This window comes from Propionispira raffinosivorans DSM 20765 (assembly GCF_000381065.1).
GTDB classification, from domain to species: domain Bacteria; phylum Bacillota; class Negativicutes; order Selenomonadales; family Selenomonadaceae; genus Propionispira; species Propionispira raffinosivorans.
Genome location: NZ_KB905848.1, coordinates 1 through 19359, shown reverse-complemented (window position 1 = coordinate 19359; position 19359 = coordinate 1). Strand labels below are relative to the sequence as shown.

The window sequence follows — 19359 nt, the reverse complement described above, 5'->3', positions numbered from 1 at the left end:
GTTATCGTTATTTTAACATAAATAAATTTAAATAGTTACCGATGTAGCATTGACTTATAAACGCTACGTCGTTATAATGACATTTGAGGGGGAATGAAAATGACCTTTGGACAAAATTTACGAGGAATTCGGCAGGCAAAAAAGTTTTCGCAAACCAAGCTTTTTGAGAAAACAGGATTTCCGCAAACTACAATCAGTGATTGGGAAAATGATAAATATTTCCCGAATATTATCGAGGCACAGAAACTGGCTCGTGCTCTGCATGTAAAAATTTCTACGTTGCTAAAGGGTACCTTTCAATTCCCAAAAAATGAAGTGGCTTAAGGAGGGGATGCAGCCATTTTATCTTCGTATTTTACTTAAGTATAACAATAATATTCAGGAAATTCAGATTTTTGTAAATTAAAATATCCATTTTACGTGTTGGAGCAACGGACATGAGGAAATTAAAACATCGAGGTGGAAAAAGTGATACGGGACTTGGTACTTTATATTAAAAGTGAACGTATAGCACAAAATCTTACCATGGGAGAATTGGCTTTGAAAAGCAGCGTCAGTCAAAAGCATATATCCAATATTGAAAATGGAAAAGTGATGCCGACGATTGAAACGTTGGAGAAGCTGGCTAAGGCCTTAGGCTTTGACATTGCCCTGCAGGTAAAAGTCCGCAGGCCTTCCAATAAGAAGGGCGGCTAATCCCAGCTGGCTTTATGGGATGAAGTGAAAGATAAAATCGGAAAATTCTGTTAATTATAACGAGTGCTTTACTGAGTTTTACTGAAATTTGAGGGGGTGATGTGTAGGCAGTTAAGCTTCAGGAAAGAGTCAAAGGAAGGAGGGAAAGTTGACAATCGTTTTTTGCAGGTGAATTTAATAAATTGGAGGGACTTTATTTATGTTATCAGCAATTTTGGTAGCAGTTATTGCTACCATGAGTACTTGGTGGGTAAGCCATGTTATAACGAGGACTTGGTTATATCCTTTGTGGGCAGGTTTTCTTGTGGCACTAGCGATGGGGCAGCCGGTTGAAGGTATGAAGGCGGCGGCTTATATTCAGCTTACGTATTTGGGATGGATTACGGCAGGTGGGACGATGCCAGGGAATCTTATGGTTGCAGGTGTTTTCGGGACAGCTTTGACGCTTGTTTCGGGGGCCGATCCAAGTCTTGCCCCAACGTTTGCGGTACCGTTTAGTTTGTTGGGGATTTTATCGTTTCAAGCTTATATGACCATCAATAGTATTTGGATTCACAAAGCCGATAAATATGCTCTTGAAGGAGACTTAACAAAACTTCGGTTTATGAATTATGTACCATCGGGGATTTTGAGTTTTATCTTAAATGGTATTCCGGCCTTTATTTTAGTTTATTATGGCGGTGATGTGACAACCAGGGCTTTGGCGGCGATTCCAACGTCTATTATTACAGCGTTTTCTGTAGTCGGGGCTTTAATGCCGGCACTTGGAATTGCGATGCTGCTGAGTTATCTGAGTAAAAAGAAGATTGTCGGATTTTTCTTTGCGGGTTATTTTCTGACGGTTTATCTCCATTTGGATACAATGGCAATTACGATTTTTGCCGCGATCATTGGTGTTCTTATTTATTTCTTTACGACGGACAAGAAAACGGGGGTGGCTGAATAATGGCAGATTCGCAAGAAGAAAGTATGGATGTACAGCCGAAAGTGAAGCTGACAAAGCGGGATTTGATTAAGCATTGGCTGCTTGGTTATTCGAGTGAAACTTGTTACAATTTTGAAAGATTACTGGCTTTGGGTACAGCGAATGCAATGATTCCTATTATTAAAAAACTTTATAAAACGAAAGCAGAACGAGCAAAAGCAATTCAGAAGTATATGGTATTTTTTAATACGGAACCATCTTATATTGGGACGGTCATTCACGGGATTGCGGCATCAATGGAAGAACAGGCGGCAAATGGTGTAAAAATCACAGATGAGGATATTAATTCGGTAAGGACTGGTTTAATGGGGCCAATGGCGGGGATTGGCGATACGGTTTCACAGGGGATTGTGTATCCGATTTTGGCAGGGATTAGTTGCAGTCTGGCGCTGGCAGGTAATATTTTCGGACCGATTTTCTTTGAAGTCGGTTATAAAGTCATCATGCTTAGTACGGGTTATAGTATGTACATGCTTGGGTATAAGAAAGGGAAGACCGCTGTTTTGAGTTTTTTGAAGGCGGGTACGCTGAATCGTATTACGGAAATTTTTAGTGTGGTCGGGCTTATGGTTATCGGGTCTTTGGCGGCAACGCGGATTGGCATTGTTACACCGATTGAGTTTAGTGTTGGTGAAGTGGGCATCAATTTGCAGAAGGTTTTGGATTCGCTGCTACCAAGTATGCTTCCGTTAGCAGCAACCTTAGGCGTGTGGAAATTGATTTCGAACCGTATGAGTCCAACATCTATTATTGCGATTTTATTTGTTGTTGGGATTGTCGCATCCTTATTGGGGATTTTAGCACCGTTAGCACAATAAAAATTGTAGCGGCGGAACGGATTTTAAATTTAAGATGAGGTGAATGAAATGGTTGGTGTATTGTTGACGAGTCATGGTGAGCTATGCAAACAGCTCATGGAAAGTTCGGCAATGATTGCTGGAGCGGCAATGCAGATGCGGGCGGTTCCTTTGGAAAAAGGTGAAAATCCAGAAGCCTATAAGGAACGAGTGAGAGCGGCTTTGTTTGAACTGGATACGGGAGCAGGGGTGATCGTTCTCGTGGATGTACTCGGTGGAACACCTTATAATACGGTGGGCTTTTTGAGCAGGTCAGCAGATATTCAAATCATTACAGGGATGAATTTATCCATGGTGCTTTCGCTGACTTTGGAACGAGATGAAAGTTCAGAGATTTGTGATCTGGTTGAGCAGGTGAGTGCGGGAGCCAGAGATGGAATAAAAGTACTTTGCCGAAAAAATAAAGAGGAGTGATTTCATGGAAAACATAGTATTGGCGAGAATTGACGATCGGTTGATTCACGGGCAGGTAATGACCGCTTGGATGAAGACGCGTCCGGCAAAACGGATTTTAGTCATCGATGATAAAGTGGCAGTGGATGCTTTTATGATTGAAGTCATCGAACTTGCCGCACCGACTGGGGTCAAAGTAGATGTGTATTCTTGCGATCAGGCAATTGAAGCCTTGAAGGATGGTTTGGATACACCGACAATCCTTTTGGCAAAAGTTCCGGACACGTATAAGCGCTTGATGGATGGGGGCATTGCTCTTGGCGAAATCAATCTGGGCGGTATGGGCATGGCGCCAGGCAGAAAGACGCTGTATAAGAATATTGCCGCTTCGGAGGTTGAACGCAGTGTCATGAAGGGTTTTCTGGCACAGGGTATCGATATTAAGATACAAATTATTCCATCAGAAAATTGTATTGAAATCGGCAAGCTGTTGTAAGCAACTGTCACAATATAGCAGGACAAAAGTTAAAATAGGGGGAACGTTTCATGAAAGCGATGCGTTTGCATAAAATCAATGAATTCACCTTGGATGATAAGGTGAAACCGATACCAACGGGGGATGAAATCTTACTGAAAATCAGTGCTTGTGGTATCTGCGGCTCAGATATTCCAAGAGTGTACCAACTGGGAACGAAGGTTTATCCCGTGACACTGGGTCATGAATTTTCAGGGATTGTCAGTGAAGTGGGGGATCGTAAGAACGAGGGTTTACTAGGGAAAACAGCGGTTGCTTTCCCGCTTATTCCCTGTATGAAATGTGAGAATTGCAAGACCGGACATTATGCTGAATGTATAGCCTATCAGTATTTAGGTTCAAGAAATGATGGTGGATTTGCGCAATATTGTTTAGTTCCAAGCAAGTGGAACCTCGTGTTTTCGCAAAATCCGCAGGTGAAATCGGAAATGCTCGCTTTGACAGAACCTTTAACGGTTGCACAGCATGCGATTCGCAAAGCAAAACTTACTGCCGGTGAGTCGCTTGTTATCGTGGGAGCAGGCCCGATTGGTATTATGGCGGCTCGTTGGGCACAGATTTTTGGTGCGAGAAAGGTTATTTTACTGGAAATATCGGACGAGAAGATCTCTTTTGCAAAGCAGCGAGGCTTGCAGGTTCTTAATGTCAAAGATGAAAAGCTTGCCCAGAATATTTCGAGCCTAACGAACGGACGTGGTGTCGATGTAGTTATTGAAGGAACTGGTACGACAGGAGGTTTGAATACGGCGATTGAATTGAGTCGAACCTTTGGCAGAATTGTTCTTTTGGGAAATCCACAGAAAGATACGATGCTTGCGTTAAAAAATCACAGCAGCATTTTAAGAAAAGAATTGCAACTTTTAGGGATTTGGAATTCATATTATATGAGCATGCCGTTAAACGAGTGGGAATATACGGTTCATATGCTCGATACGGGCAGATTGGAAGGGGACGATTTAATTACGCATCAGAGTTCTTTGTCTGATCTGAAACATTTATTTGATCAGATTTACCATAAAGAAATTTCGGTTTGCAAAGCAATCTATAATGCAAAACTCGACGGCGATGAACTTATGGAAGGGAAGACTGTGCAATGAAAATGAAGTTTGCTCCTTCTCTGATGTGTATGGATCTTATGCGAGTTCAAGAGCAGGTGTCTATATTGAATCAACGTTGCGATTTATATCATGTGGATATCATGGATGGACATTTTGTCAAAAATTTATCTTTATCGGTAGATTTTGTCAAAGGACTGCGCCAAATCACGAATTTACCGATTGATTGTCATTTAATGGTCACGAATCCTGAGCAGTATATCGATCCGTTGATAAAAGCCGGTGCCGATTCTATTTCCTTGCACGCGGAAACTATCAGTGGTCAGGCATTTCGCTTATTTAATAAAATCAGACAGGCCGATTGTAAATGCGGGGTTGTCCTTAACCCTGAAACGAGCCTGGAGACGGTCAAACCGTATCTGAATTACCTGGATCTGCTTACGTTTATGACGGTAGATCCAGGGTTTGCCGGACAGGATTTTATTACTGAGACAATGAAATCCATCAATGAAGCGGCCCGGTGGAAAGAGCGAAATGCTTATTCTTATATACTGGCAGTTGATGGTGCTTGTAATAAGAATACGTTTTCGAGGCTGGCAGATGCTGGAACCGAGTGCTTTATCGTAGGCTCGTCGGGGTTGTTTAATTTGGATGAAGATTTGAATATTGCCTATGACACTATGATGCAGGATTTTAGGCAGAGTCTAGACACTGACAAATAATAAGAAGAAACGCACAGCCATGGAAACGAAAAAATCATGGCTGTGCGTTTCTTTTAGGCTTGCTCTTTTTGCAGGTAGATGCGTGCGTGAGCTTATAAAAGAAAAAATTACTAGGGTAAATTTTAATGTAAAATAATAGCAGGAATTAAAGAATTTATATAGAATACAAACAGAGTTAATATGAAAAAGTCTTTGTAAATAGGCAATCATACAAACAGGAGGATTAATCATGAAAAAAATATGTTTATTAACAATGTGTTTAGCTCTTATGACTGTAACGGCTTTTGCGGCACCTCAAACTGATATTCAACAAGGAAAAACAGCGGTGGATTTAGGAGTTTTCAATTCTAAAACAGCTGTTAATGGTGATGATTTCGATACGAACACGAAACTTGATGCAGGCATTACAACGGGACTTTCTGATAAATATGCAATTCAATATAAATACCATGCATTAGGGTCAGGTAATATTGATAACGGTAATATTAAGTCAGATATAAATACACAAGAATTTAATGTGCTTTATAAACTGACACCAACTACAGATGCTTTTGTTGGTCTGCATAGAATCGATGGTAGTATTGGTTCGAGAGATATCGATGCAAAAAACAAAGTACAGGTTGGTATTACATCCACTGTGCCATTGAGCAGCGCTGTTAGTGCATGGGGAACTGTAGCCGCTGGTTCTGACTTAGTTACTTTGGAAGCAGGTCTTAGCCATCCATTATCTCGGAGTGCGGATTTAAATGTATATTATCGTTATACAAAAGATGATGATTTGGGATATACCGGGTCAAAAATTGATTTCGAAAACAATGGTTTTGGTTTAGGCGTAACAATGAAATTTTAAAAAAATTGTATGAATTGACTATGTAAAGAGACAATCTTCCATATTGATATGAAACCTAAAAAAGCACCCGGAAGGGTGCTTTTTTATATAACATAATTTAGTTGTCTGCTCAGGCAAATGGATTTTCTGTCGGATAAAGCATGCCTTTTGGTTGATTGAAAGCAATATCTTTAATACCGAGGTATTGGAAGATTGAGAACAGTGCTTTGCCATAATGACCGAAGGCTACAGCACCATGATGTGGATATTGTTTTGCGATGAGGACATGGCGATAGAAACGACCCATTTCCGGAATAGCAAAGATGCCGATGCCACCGAAGGATTGTGTCGCTACTGGGAGCACTTCACCTTGGGCAATATAGGAACGAAGTTCTGCACCGGCAGTGCTTTGAAGGCGAAAGAACGTGATATTTCCGGCAGCGATGTCGCCTTCTAAGGTACCACGGGTGATATCTGGTGTGCCGCCATCTTCGAGCAGGCGGTTTTGTATCAGCTGATATTTTACAGCACCTTTGGATAATTTACATAATGGGGTGTTCCCACAATGGAAGCCCATGAAGGTGTCTTTTAAATCGTATTTATATTTGTTTTGAATGTTTTGAGCGAATAAATCTTGTGGTACTGAGTTATTGATATCGAGCAGCGTTACCGCATCACCACTGACGCAAGTTCCGATATATTCGCTGAGCGCACCATAGATATCGACTTCACAGGCTACGGGAATACCTCTGGAAACAAGACGGCTGTTCACATAACATGGTTCAAAGCCAAATTCGGTCGGGAAAGCCGGCCAGCACTTATTGGCAAATGCTATGTATTTGCTGGCGCCTTTATGTTTGTCGGCCCAGTCGAGTAAAGTCAGTTCATATTGTGCCATGCGTGGTAAGAGTTCTGGGTAAGGGTTGCCATCTGGTCCAAGTTCATTAGACATTTCTTTTATAACGGATGAAATGCGCGGGTCATCTTTATGGGCTCGATAAGAGACGAGTAAGTCAAGTTCGGAGTTTTCTTCTATTTCAATGCCGAGATCATAGAGCGGTTTGATAGGGGCATTGCAGGCAAAGAAATCCTGTGGACGAGGTCCGAAGGAAATAATTTTAAGGCTGGAAAGTCCGATAATCGTGCGGGCTATTGGTTGAAATTCAGCGATCATTACGGCTAATTCTTCGGCTGTACCAACGGGGTATTCTGGAATGAAAGCTTTGATCTTGCGTAAACCAAGATTATAAGAACAGTTCAAAACACCGCAATACGCATCGCCGCGGCCGTTGATTAGATTTTTGCCGGATTCTTCAGCAGCAGCTATATACATCACGGGGCCATCGAAATTTTTGGCGATTAAAGTTTCTGGTGTTTCTGGGCCGAAGTTACCGAGAAATACGACTAAAGCATTACAGTTCGCGGCTTTAACTTCATCTAAGGCTGTGAGCATGTCAGTTTCATTTTCTACAGTGGTTTTTGCTTCGTAGATCGATCCGTATTTTTTATTATAGACGGTTGCGATAGCCTTTCTTCTGTTTTCTGATAAGGAGATAATGAAACAGTCACGGCTTACAGAAATAATACCGCATTTTACCTGTGGAATATTAGTCATTGTCATAATGAAACGCTCCTTTTGTTTTGTTAATTTCTGATATTGCTTTATGTGCTTGAGCACTTTGATGATTTTATTAAAATATAGCACTTGATAAAAGACGTGTCAACCATTTTTTCACATTGTTTAGAATTTTTAAATAATGTGAAATTTAAATAAAAGAACTTGGATTTCGTATTTAAACAGTCTGTGTGGCGTGAAAAATAGCTGTTGACTTCCTGTTTATTCATTAAAAGGGCATAAATAAAATTAAAACAAATATTACAAATTTTCAAATAATATATTGACGGTTTCAAGAAATGGTGCTATATTAATTCTTGTAAATGTGCTTGCGCACACTATGGAAAGAATTGAACTTTTCGACTTATTATATTACATAGTAAAAATGACCCCGTTATCGAAAGTATTTTGCCGAGTGCAGATTTTGCTTTGGAAAGAACTGCTAATATTTTCCTGGTTTTAAAGTAATTTGTTTGGATATCCTTTTGTGGCTGGAAGCTTACAAGGAGGCGAAAAAACGGTAGAAATGTGTTAGCAGACGATATGAGGCAGACTGTTATTGGTATTTACTAGATAAAAATGTGCTTGAGCACTATGAGAAGGAGCAGAGCGTAATGAGTATTAAAAAGATACTGGTGTTTTGTTTAGCGGCAATGGTAGCGGTTGTGATGACTGGTTGTGGTGGTCAAAAAGATACGAGCAGTAGTTCCGGAGGATCTGATAAGCAGATTAAAGTCGGAGTTTCGATGCCGACAAAATCTTTACAGCGCTGGAATCAGGATGGATCTAATATGGAAGCGAAACTGAAAGAAAAAGGCTACGATGTGGATTTACAGTTTGCGGAAAACAAAGTAGAAATGCAGGTATCGCAAATTGAAAATATGATCACGAAAGGCGCAAAGGTTATTATTGTTGGCGCTATTGATGGTGGTGCATTATCTTCGGTACTTGATGAAGCCAAAAGTGCTGGTGTTCAGGTTATTGCCTATGATCGTCTGATTATGAATACAGATGCTGTCAGCTATTATGCAACGTTTGATAATTATGGTGTTGGGAAGATTCAAGGGGAATATATAGAAACGAAGCTGGGGCTTAAAGAAGGCAAAGGGCCTTATAATTTTGAAATAGCTACGGGACCTTTGGATGATAATAATGTCGTGTTTTTCTTTAAAGGTGCCATGGATATTTTACAACCGTATATCGATCAGGGAAAATTGGTTGTGAAATCAGGTCAGAAAACACGGGAACAATGTGCAACACCAAATTGGGATGAAGCAAAAGCACAAGAACGTATGGATAATATAATCACATCCCATTATACTTCGGATAAAATTGATGCTGTTTTATGTTCGAATGATTCGGTTTCTTTAGGTGTACAGTCAGCTTTAAAATCGGCAGGTTATGGAGCTGGTAAAGCAATGCCGGTTATAACTGGGCAGGATGCCAATATTTCTAATGTGAAAGCTATTTTGGCAGGGGAACAATCTATGTCGGTATTTAAAGATACGCGGGCTTTGGCGGATCAGGTAGTAAAAATGGTGGAAGCTATTGTCAATGGAAAAGAACCAGAAGTAAATGATACTAAAACATATAACAATGGTAAAAAAGTAGTTCCATCTTATTTGCTTCAACCGCAGTTTGTCGATATGTCAAACTACAAAAAATTATTAATTGAATCTGGTTATTATAAAGAAAGCGATTTATAGAAATAAGTTATAATGTGACAGATATGCAGTAACTTTACATTATTGCATATCTGTTTCAATTAAAGTGCAGAATGGAAGGTGAAAGTATGCCGAACATTTTATTGGAAATGCAGGATATTGTCAAAGAGTTTACGGGTGGTATACGTGCTCTGGATCAGGTCAATATTCAGGTGAAGGAAAAGAGCATTCATGCCTTAGTTGGTGAAAACGGGGCGGGGAAATCTACGCTGATGAATGTGCTGAGTGGTGTTTATCCGTATGGAACGTACACCGGGATGATCCGATATCATGGTGAAGAATGTAAGTTTAAAACCATTCGGAATAGTGAGGACAAGGGTATTGTTATTATTCATCAAGAATTGGCACTGATACCGTATTTGTCGATTATGGAAAATATATTTTTGGGTAATGAATGCCAAAGTAAGGGAGTTGTTAACTGGGGTAAGTGTCGTTTTGAAGCGATGAAACTTATGGAAACGGTAGGCCTGCACGATTTACCGGATACGCCGGTTAATAAAATCGGTGTTGGTAAGCAACAGTTAGTTGAAATAGCCAAGGCACTTTCGAAAGATGTGAAATTGCTGATTTTGGATGAGCCAACGGCAGCATTGAACGATGAAGAAAGTGAGAAATTATTGGAGCTGCTGTTGATGCTGCGAGAAAAATGGGGCATGACAGCGATTATGATTTCACATAAATTGAATGAAATAACCAAGGTTGCTGATGAGATTACAATCATACGTGATGGCAAAACAATTGAAACATTAAATAAGAATACAGATGAATTTAGTGAAGATAGAATTATTAAAGGCATGGTAGGCCGAGAAATCACTAATCGTTATCCGCAGCGAACGGATTGCAAAATTGGTGACGTCTGTCTGGAAATAAAAAACTGGAACGTATATTCTCCTGATATTGCCAATAAAGTAATTGTTAATAATGTGAATTTAAATGTACGTCGAGGTGAAGTCGTCGGTATCGCCGGATTGATGGGAGCGGGACGGACGGAATTGGCAATGAGCATATTTGGCAGGGCTTATGGAGCACATATATCGGGTGAAATTATTAAAGATGGGAAAACAGTCAAAATAACAACTGTTTCCGATGCTATAAAAAATGGTATTGCTTACGTAACCGAAGACCGTAAAGGACAGGGTCTTATTTTGATCGATGATATTAGGGTGAATACAACCTTACCTAGTTTGAAAAAATTGTCACTGCGCGGTGTCGTGAATGCACAAAAGGAAATAAAAGTTGCTGAATCATATTTGGAACGTTTGCATATCAAAGCACAGGGCATCCATCAGTTCACGAAAAATCTTTCGGGTGGGAATCAGCAAAAAGTTATGCTGGCCCGTTGGATTTATGCCGATCCGGATGTGCTGATTCTTGACGAACCGACTCGCGGTATTGATGTTGGGGCAAAATATGAAATATATTGTGTCATCAACGAACTGGCTCGTCTGGGAAAATCAGTGATTGTGATTTCGTCGGAACTGCCAGAAGTTTTGGGGATCAGTGATCGTATCTATGTGATGAATGAAGGCTGCTTTGTCGGAGAACTGTCTCAGGCAGAGGCCTCACAGGAAAGCGTCATGCAGTGCATTATGCGGTGCAATAAAAATAAGCAAGTAGTCTGAGCGTTTGAAAAGGAGGATAATGTAAGATGAATAATTTTTTGAAGGGCAAGGCGATTCCTGTGGATGAGAGTTGTAAAGCAGAACCAGCGGGTGAACCAATAAAACAATTATCTAGGGAAAATATATTCAGTATTATTATAAATAAATATGCCATGTTTGTTGCCCTGATTGTGATCGCGATTTTTTTCCAATGGCAGACGGATGGTGTGCTGCTGGTACCGATGAATATTTCTAAATTGATTATGCAAAACAGCTATATTTTGATTCTGGCCATCGGTATGCTGCCTTGTATTTTGACGGGGGATATTGATCTTTCGGTAGGGTCAGTTGTCGCAGTTATCGGAGCTATTGCAGGTACGATGATTGTGTCGATGGATATGCCGGTCGGACTAACCATTATTACTTGTTTGGTGGCAGGGCTTCTGATCGGAGCCTGGCAGGGATTTTGGGTGGCTTTTGTCAAAGTACCGGCTTTTATCGTAACGCTGGCGGGGATGCTGCTGTTTCGCGGGATGACAATGGTAATACTCAATGGGAATACCTTGGCACCATTTCCGGAATCTTACCAATTTGTGGCACAACGCTTTTTGCAGGATATACCGCTAGTTGGCGCAATCCCTTACAGCACGATGATTCTTGGACTCATTCTTGCTGTCTGTGGTGTTTATGCAGAATGGAACGATCATCAGCAAAAAATTCAATATGGTATTCCGGTTAGCGGGAAAAGTTGGCTTTTTACAAAATTTGGCTTAATCGTTTTTGTCAGCCTCTTTTCCACTTATTGGCTGACACAGTTTAAAGGTTTGCCTATTATTTTAATTTTGCTGGCAGCTTTGATTTTTATGTATTCCTTTATTTGCCACAAAACGGTTATCGGTCGGCATATTTATGCTTTGGGTGGTAATGAACGGGCTACGCAGTTATCAGGAATCAAGACGAAATGGGTTCGTTTTATCGTTTTTGTTAATATGGGGCTGATGGCAGCGGTTGCTGGACTTGTTTTTTCAGCTCGTTTGAACTGTGCTGCGCCTTCGGCTGGAACTTCGTTTGAACTCGATGCCATTGCCGCTTGCTATATTGGTGGTGCTTCGGCAACTGGCGGGGTAGGCACGATTATTGGTGCTGTGGTCGGCGGACTGGTTATGGGAGTTTTAAATAACGGTATGTCGATTCTGGGGATCGGTATTGATTGGCAGCAGGGAATAAAAGGAATGGTGCTCTTGCTAGCTGTGGCGTTTGATATTTACAATCAAAATAAAAAAGCTTGAGCAAAGAGTTAGGCAATACAACAAAAAGAAGCTGTGCGTATACTCGCATAGGCTGAGGGGAGCAAATACAATGAAACAGGTAACTGATAAAGCTTTTACGAAATACGGCCGGGTGCTAGAACTGGATTGTCGGGAGATTTCTACGGTCATGGAAACATCTACACCGCTGCCGGACGATGTGGTGTATACACCATCGGAGCCACGTCTTGAAAAATTGTCGGCATTTAAGGTCTTGGAAGAAGAAATATATGGTGGAATGCCGATTCAATTCGGTTATTGTAATGGTGATAATCATTTGCTTAATGCAGTTGAATACCATCGTAGTTCCGAAGTTGACATTGCTATTACGGACTTGATTCTGATTTTGGGGTGGCAGCCGGATGTTGATCTTAAAGACTATTCTTATGATACGGGCAAAATGAAACTGTTTTTTGTGCCAGCGGGAACAACCGTTGAACTTTATGCGACAACATTGCATTATGCGCCTTGTAGTGCTGGGGGCAAGTTCCGCTGCGGCATCGTATTGCCGAAGGGAACCAATGAAGAATTAAAAGTTACGTTAGAAAAGAAGGGCGAAAATAAACTTTTGTTTGCAGTTAATAAATGGCTGATTGCACATAAAGAAAGTAGGCTGGAAACAGTTGGAGCATTTATTGGATTGACTGGAAAAAATTTAAAGGCGTAAAAGGTTAACGTTATATGGTGAATTACGGAGAGAGCAGGGAGAAAACAATGCGATATTTATTAGGAATTGATGTAGGAACTTCAGCGACGAAGACAGTGCTGTTTGATGAAAATTGCCAGGCAATCGCTTCGGCATCCGAGGAATACCCGCTATATCAACCGCAAAATGGTTGGGCGGAGCAGCACCCTGAAGATTGGCATCAGGCGACGGTACATACCATTCAATCTGTTTTGACAAAGTCCAAGGTGCCAGCCGCAGATGTCAAAGGGATTGGATTATCAGGGCAGATGCATGGCTTAGTTATGCTGGATGAAGCCAATCAGGTTATAAGACCAGCAATTATATGGTGCGATCAACGAACAGCAAAAGAGTGTGAGGAAATTACGCAAAAGGTTGGTGCGGATCGTTTGATGGAAATCACGGCCAATCCAGCATTGACTGGCTTCACAGCATCAAAGATTCTTTGGGTACGCAACCATGAACCGGAAAATTATGCGAAATGCCGTCATATATTGCTGCCGAAAGATTACGTGCGTTTTTGCCTGACTGGTGAATATGCTACAGAAGTGTCGGATGCTAGTGGTATGCAGCTTTTGGATATACCGAATCGCTGCTGGTCAGATGAAATTTTAGAAAAACTGGAAATTGATCGGGCTTTGCTGGGTAAGGTTTATGAATCACCGGAAGTTACGGGGACTTTGACTGTGCAGAGTGCAAAGCTGCTGGGACTTACAACAGCAACGGTTGTTGCCGGTGGTGCTGGAGATAATGCAGCAGCGGCTGTTGGAACTGGCACGGTTAGAGATGGGCGGGCTTTTACGACAATTGGCACAAGTGGTGTGGTTTTTGCACATAGTTCCAAAATTACGATTGATCCAAAAGGGCGTGTCCATACTTTTTGCTGTGCTGTACCGAATTGCTGGCATGTTATGGGGGTTACACAAGCGGCGGGGCTGTCACTTAGTTGGTATCTGGACAATTTTTGCACGAATTACAAAGAAAAAGCAAAGCTTGCTAATGTCAGCTTTTATGACTATATCAATAAAGAAGCGGAATCTGTACCAATGGGCAGTAATAAGCTCCTGTATTTGCCGTATCTGATGGGAGAGAGAACACCTCATCTTGATCCAAACTGTCGTGGCGTATTCTTCGGATTGTCAGCGATTCACAAACAGGCTGATTTGCTGCGAGCTGTAATGGAAGGTGTTTCGTATTCATTGAAGGATTGTCAATCCATTTTAAAGGAAATGGGCTTAGAAGTTGAGCAGATGATGGCTTGTGGCGGCGGCAGTAAATCAGGCCTTTGGCGTCAGATTCTTGCCGATATGTTTGGTTGTTCGGTAAAAACTGCTGCTTCTCAGGAGGGGGCGGTCCTTGGTGTGGCTATCCTGGCTGGTGTGGCAGCAGGAATTTTCGCGGATGTGCCGACCGCCTGTGATCAATTTATTGTACAGGATGAATCTTGTCAACCAATCGCAGAACATCAAGATTATTATGCAAAAGGTCATGTGCTTTATCAGCAGCTTTATGAACAGCTCCAAAATCAGTATCGTTTGCTGGCAAATTTATAATTGAGAAGAGTTTGGGGGCAGTGCAAATACTCAGGGTGGCGGAGCCTTTATTGACGGGTCATTGTCTACATGCTATTCTGAATAAAAAGAATTTGGCAATGAGAAGGAATGTGACACATGTCGATAACGATAAAAAAAATAGCAGAAATATGCAATGTTTCACGTGGGACGGTTGATCGTGTTTTAAACAACCGAGGGAAGGTGAAACCGGAAACAGAAAGTTTCGTGCGAAAGATTGCTGAACAGATGGGATATGAACCAAATCCGGCGGGGAAGGCATTGGCCGCAAAAAAGAAAAATATAGTAGTTGGAGTTGTACTTATTTCTGAGGGGAATCCATTTTTTGATGAAGTAATTCGCGGCATCCGCGAAGCAGAAAAGGAATATACAGCATATGGCGTACGAGTTTTAATTCAAACAATGCATGGATATGATGTGGAGGAACAATGCCGCCTTATGGAAGATGTTGGTTCGCAGGTCAATGCTCTTATTTTGAATCCGATTAGTGATCTTAAAGTACAACATAAAATTGATCAGTTGGTGGAGCGGGGCGTATTTGTTGTAACGGTCAATACTGATATTGAAAACAGCAAGCGCAGCTGCTATGTGGGGAGTGATTATATAAATGGCGGCGAAACGGCTTGTGGCATTATGGGAGTATTGACAGGCGGCCGAGCTAAAGTTGGTGTTGTAACGGGATCATTTAAAGTAGCCGGACATAACCAAAGAATTGCCGGTTTTAAAAAAGTTATGGAGAAGAAATATTCGCAGATCGAGATCTTGGAAATCGTAGAATCTGAAGATGATGATATCCTTGCTTTTGAAGTGACGAATCGTTTGCTCCAGACCTATTCGCAGCTGGATGCGTTGTTTATTACCGCTGGTGGTGTTTACGGCACCTGTCGTGCTGTTTTGTCACAGGCCAGACAGCAGCATATTAAAATTGTTTCTTTTGATAGTGCACCAAATACAGTGGAAATGCTAAAACAGCAGGTGATTGATGTGACGATTTACCAACATCCTTATACGCAGGGCAGAAAGGCAATGCAAATTGTTTTTTCTTATCTCGTTAATGGATTGGAAGTCAAAAAAGAAAAACATATTCTAAAAAATGAAATAAAAGTTTTGGAGAATTTGTGAGGCCCATCAGTGCAGATTTTCTGTGGTTAGAAATGATTTTGTGCTAAATCGTGTAGGAAGTAAAAGCAAGATGAATGAGGATTGTCGGCTCAACTGAAAAGGATGAATCGTTAATGGGTTCTATTCTTTTTAGCTGCCTAAATTTAAAATTTAAGCGGAAGAGGATGATTGTTACGGAATCACAAGCTATAACGGAAGGCGATTTAAAACTTCAGGAAAAAATTGGCTATTCTATGGGAGATTTGGCGTGTAATTTAATTTACACTACAGTTTGTACCTATTTACTTTTCTTTTATACAAATGTTTACGGGCTGAGCGCGGAAGTGGCCGCGACGATGTTCCTTATCGTCCGTGTCATGGATGCTGTTGTAGATCCAATCGTGGGGACTTTTGTTGATAAACATACATTTAAACAAGGGAAATTCCGTCCGTATTTGTTATATGGAGCCATTCCTTTTGCTATACTGGGAATATTGTGTTTTACCACACCAGACTTCGGCGATGGTTTAAAAATAATTTATGCGTATGCTACCTATATTGGTTTATCTTTGATTTACACGACGATCAATATTCCGTATGGTGCGTTAACTGCGGCAATGACACGTAATAATAAGACAGTAGTCAGTATGACTTCGATTCGAATGTTATGTGCTAACTTTGGCGGGTTGCTGGTGGCTTTTGGGGTACCGGTTATTGTAACTATGATTTCTGGCAGTTATACGGGCGAGGATGCAAGGTTCGGCTGGCAATTAACGATGGGTGTATACAGTGTTGTTGGAGCGTTACTTTTATTGTATTGTTATTCAAAGACAACGGAGCGCGTTAGATTGGATGTGAAAAACGACAAAAATGTAAAATTCAAGGATTTGTTTCATCAATTTAAAGTAAATAGACCCTTAGTGGTTTTGAGTTTGTTTTTTATCATTCTCTTTGGTATGAATGCAGTTTCTAATTCAATCGGTGTTTATTTTATTACCTATAATTGTGCTCGTCCCGATTTGGCTCAATGGTATGGTCTATTGGGAACGCTGCCGGCATTCTTTTTGTTGCCGTTAGTTCCGAAACTTAACAAACTGTTGGGTAAGGTGCGGTTGCTTGAAATATCACTTTTTTTAGGTATTGTGGGGGCAGCAATGTTATACATTGTTTCCGCAGATAATATTACGATGATTTTTATTGCGCGGTTTATTTCTGCGTGCGGAATGATCGTGGCTGGAGGCTTTATGTGGGCATTGATTCCTGAAACCATTGAATATGGAGAATACAAAACTGGCAAGAGACTTAGCGGGATGATCTATGCGATTATTGGATTCTTCTTTAAATTTGGCTTGGCTCTTGGTGGGATTATTCCCGGGTTTATGCTGGCGCACTTTGGCTATGTGGCAAATCAAGTACAAACACCGGAAGCTTTAAGTGGTATTTTGATTACGACGACTCTTATCCCTATTGTTTTTTTGATTGTGGCAATTGTGGATATTTCTTTTTATAATTTAGATGATAAAAAATATAAAGAAATTATTCAAGTTATAGAAAATCGTAAAACTGAAGTAAATCAGGTTGGTCCGGTCAACGTTAGTCATGTTTGAAATATTACCTATTAAATTTTAAATAAAGTGTTCTTTGCTTGTGAGTTATTCATATTTAAGGGAGGCTATTTGTTGTGTTTATTGAAAATCCAGTATTAAAAGGTTTTAATCCCGATCCGAGCATTTGCCGGGTGGGCGATGATTATTACATTGCTACTTCGACGTTTGAATGGTTTCCAGGCGTGCAGATTCATCATTCGAAAGATTTAGTAAATTGGCATTTGATTACACATCCATTGAATAAAAGCAGTTATTTGGATATGAAAGGCAATCCAGATTCCGGCGGAATTTGGGCACCGGATCTTAGCTATGCAGATGGTAAGTTTTGGTTGATTTATACGGATGTTAAAGTTGTTGATGGTATGTGGAAAGACTGTCACAATTATCTGACTACCTGTGAGCATATAGATGGTGTGTGGAGTGAACCAGTTCGGCTGAATGGCTCCGGGTTTGATGCATCCTTGTTTCATGATCCGAACGGGAAAAAGTATTTGGTGAATATGTATTGGGATCAACGTGTCTACCACCATAATTTTTATGGAATAGTTTTACAAGAATACTCTACGGAATTGAAAAAGCTTATCGGAAAATCATCAATTATTTATAAGGGGACGGATATTAAGTATACAGAGGGTCCGCATCTGTATTATATTGATGGTATGTATTATCTGCTTACGGCAGAAGGTGGTACAAGGTATCAGCATTCTGAAACGATTGCTCGTTGCAAGACTCTTATGGGCGAATATGAAATTCAGCCAGATTATCCGCTCTTGACAGCATGGCAGGCACCACATAATGAATTGCAAAAATGCGGACATGCATCGCTTGTCCAAACGCAAACTGGGGAGTGGTATCTGGCCCATTTGACAGGACGTCCGCTGCCGATAGGCGATCAGCCAATACTGGAACGAGAACAGCACGCTTATTGTCCATTGGGACGAGAAACAGCAATTCAGAAAATTGAATGGATTGATGGCTGGCCAAAGGTTGTTGGTGGTAAACAGGGTTCTGTTAAAGTTGTGGCCCCGCAGCTGTCAGAAAAAAAGTGGGAGCCAACCTGCCCAATAAAAGATGATTTTACAGAACCAAAACTCAACTTGAACTTTCAATCACTGCGGATTCCTCTGACAGAGGATATTGCTTCTTTGACTGCGAGAAAAGGGTATTTGCGGCTTTATGGGAAGGAATCACTACTTTCAAAATTCACACAGGCGTTTGTAGCTCGCCGCTGGCAGGCATTTTCTTTTGACGCAGCAACGGCTGTGGAATTTTATCCCGAATCTTTTCAACAGCTGGCAGGTTTGACTTGTTATTACAATACGAAAAACTGGTCAAGTATTCATATAACCTGGAAAGAAGATGTTGGGCGAGTCATTGATGTTGCAGTGGCAGACAATTTTGTATTTTCCATGCCGCTCGAAAATGCTGAAATTCCGATACCGGATAACATAACAATAGTTCATTTTAAGGTGTCGGTTCGTGTGGATCATTATCAGTATTTTTATTCGTTTGATGGAGAAACGTATCATGCAATTCCCGTTGTATTTAAATCGTATCGCTTGTCAGATGATTATGTAAGCGGCGGCGGCTTTTTTACGGGAGCGTTTGTGGGGATGAATTGTATCGATATTACAGGTGACAATAAAGCAGCAGATTTTGATTATTTTTTGTATAAAGAATTAGAAAAATAATCAAATGAGTTTTATTGAAAAATGGTTTGATTGGCAATAAAAAAATAACGCAGAGCCGGAAGCTGAGCTTCTGGTCCTGCGTTATTTTGGTTCTTTGTCAAGTGTTGGGGTAAAAACATAAAGTGAATTTTTAGCGAGGGATTTCTCCTCGCTATTTTCTATTTTTATGCAGCCATATAAAGTATCCGATTTCTCATTCGTTTAAATTTTTGTATGCCATAACAAGTCCGTTTGAGTACCTTTGTTCGATTGTTACATCCTTCTATATATCCGTTGCTATAACCCGTTGAAATTGCTGCAATAATTTCATTTTTCCATTCGATCACTGTCTTCATTAATTTATTGAACTGCTTTATATCATATGTCATAACGTTTTCTTGCCATT

Annotated in this window: 19 protein-coding genes; 17 read left to right on the top strand and 2 right to left on the bottom strand. The window is 40.7% G+C overall.

Features of this window, described 5'->3' with window-relative positions; translation table 11 throughout:
• Positions 1–99: 99 nt before the first annotated feature.
• From F606_RS0109285 to F606_RS0109245, 9 genes are all read left to right on the top strand, one after another.
• Positions 100–324: a helix-turn-helix domain-containing protein gene (locus F606_RS0109285; RefSeq protein WP_019553613.1), complete on the top strand. Its 225-nt coding sequence runs from the start codon at positions 100–102 to the stop codon at positions 322–324.
• A gap of 144 nt (positions 325–468) precedes the next feature.
• Positions 469–696: a type II toxin-antitoxin system RelB family anti-toxin gene (locus tag F606_RS0109280; RefSeq protein ID WP_019553612.1), complete on the top strand. Its 228-nt coding sequence runs from the start codon at positions 469–471 to the stop codon at positions 694–696.
• A gap of 199 nt (positions 697–895) precedes the next feature.
• The gene (locus F606_RS0109275) at positions 896–1642 is read left to right on the top strand and encodes a PTS mannose/fructose/sorbose/N-acetylgalactosamine transporter subunit IIC (RefSeq protein ID WP_019553611.1); all 747 of its coding nucleotides are present in this window, start codon (positions 896–898) and stop codon (positions 1640–1642) included.
• Positions 1642–2499, top strand: a complete 858-nt coding sequence (locus tag F606_RS0109270; RefSeq protein ID WP_019553610.1) for a PTS system mannose/fructose/sorbose family transporter subunit IID — start codon at positions 1642–1644, stop codon at positions 2497–2499. Before F606_RS0109275 ends, F606_RS0109270 begins: the two co-directional genes overlap by 1 nt.
• Positions 2500–2547: 48 nt before the next feature.
• Positions 2548–2952 (top strand): PTS sugar transporter subunit IIA, encoded by a 405-nt coding sequence (locus F606_RS0109265; protein ID WP_019553609.1) that lies wholly within the window; start codon positions 2548–2550, stop codon positions 2950–2952.
• Between the two features lie 4 nt (positions 2953–2956).
• Entirely contained in the window at positions 2957–3427 is a 471-nt protein-coding gene (locus F606_RS0109260) for a PTS sugar transporter subunit IIB (RefSeq protein ID WP_019553608.1), read from the top strand.
• A gap of 50 nt (positions 3428–3477) precedes the next feature.
• Positions 3478–4563 carry a galactitol-1-phosphate 5-dehydrogenase gene (locus tag F606_RS0109255; protein ID WP_019553607.1) on the top strand — a complete coding sequence of 362 codons (1086 nt, stop codon included), beginning with the start codon at positions 3478–3480 and terminating at the stop codon, positions 4561–4563.
• A complete protein-coding gene (gene alsE, locus F606_RS0109250) occupies positions 4560–5243 on the top strand; it encodes a D-allulose 6-phosphate 3-epimerase (protein ID WP_019553606.1) in 684 nt (227 codons plus the stop codon). The genes F606_RS0109255 and alsE overlap by 4 nt, the downstream gene beginning before the upstream one ends.
• 229 nt (positions 5244–5472) lie before the next feature.
• The gene (locus F606_RS0109245) at positions 5473–6093 is read left to right on the top strand and encodes an outer membrane beta-barrel protein (protein WP_019553605.1); all 621 of its coding nucleotides are present in this window, start codon (positions 5473–5475) and stop codon (positions 6091–6093) included.
• A gap of 109 nt (positions 6094–6202) precedes the next feature.
• On the opposite strand, the gene F606_RS0109240 is transcribed toward F606_RS0109245, so the two are convergent.
• The gene (locus F606_RS0109240) at positions 6203–7693 is read right to left on the bottom strand and encodes an L-fucose/L-arabinose isomerase family protein (RefSeq protein ID WP_019553604.1); all 1491 of its coding nucleotides are present in this window, start codon (positions 7691–7693) and stop codon (positions 6203–6205) included.
• A gap of 608 nt (positions 7694–8301) precedes the next feature.
• Between F606_RS0109240 and chvE the strand changes: the two genes are divergently transcribed.
• From chvE to F606_RS0109200, 8 genes are all read left to right on the top strand, one after another.
• Positions 8302–9393, top strand: a complete 1092-nt coding sequence (gene chvE / locus F606_RS0109235; protein WP_019553603.1) for a multiple monosaccharide ABC transporter substrate-binding protein — start codon at positions 8302–8304, stop codon at positions 9391–9393.
• A gap of 86 nt (positions 9394–9479) precedes the next feature.
• Positions 9480–11033: a multiple monosaccharide ABC transporter ATP-binding protein gene (gene mmsA, locus F606_RS0109230; RefSeq protein ID WP_019553602.1), complete on the top strand. Its 1554-nt coding sequence runs from the start codon at positions 9480–9482 to the stop codon at positions 11031–11033.
• 26 nt (positions 11034–11059) lie between these two features.
• On the top strand, positions 11060–12301 hold the full coding sequence (gene mmsB / locus F606_RS0109225; RefSeq protein WP_019553601.1) for a multiple monosaccharide ABC transporter permease: 1242 nt from the start codon (positions 11060–11062) through the stop codon (positions 12299–12301).
• A gap of 70 nt (positions 12302–12371) precedes the next feature.
• Positions 12372–12986, top strand: coding sequence for a DUF4867 family protein (locus F606_RS0109220; protein WP_019553600.1), 615 nt, complete (start codon positions 12372–12374; stop codon positions 12984–12986).
• Between the two features lie 47 nt (positions 12987–13033).
• A complete protein-coding gene (xylB, locus tag F606_RS0109215) occupies positions 13034–14557 on the top strand; it encodes a xylulokinase (RefSeq protein ID WP_019553599.1) in 1524 nt (507 codons plus the stop codon).
• 117 nt (positions 14558–14674) lie between these two features.
• A complete protein-coding gene (locus F606_RS0109210) occupies positions 14675–15697 on the top strand; it encodes a LacI family DNA-binding transcriptional regulator (protein ID WP_019553598.1) in 1023 nt (340 codons plus the stop codon).
• 164 nt (positions 15698–15861) lie between these two features.
• On the top strand, positions 15862–17283 hold the full coding sequence (locus F606_RS0109205; protein ID WP_019553597.1) for a glycoside-pentoside-hexuronide (GPH):cation symporter: 1422 nt from the start codon (positions 15862–15864) through the stop codon (positions 17281–17283).
• 74 nt (positions 17284–17357) lie between these two features.
• Positions 17358–18974: a glycoside hydrolase family 43 protein gene (locus tag F606_RS0109200; RefSeq protein WP_019553596.1), complete on the top strand. Its 1617-nt coding sequence runs from the start codon at positions 17358–17360 to the stop codon at positions 18972–18974.
• A gap of 164 nt (positions 18975–19138) precedes the next feature.
• On the opposite strand, the gene F606_RS0109195 is transcribed toward F606_RS0109200, so the two are convergent.
• On the bottom strand, positions 19139–19359 hold a 221-nt coding region (locus F606_RS0109195; RefSeq protein ID WP_019553595.1), incomplete at its 5' end, for a transposase.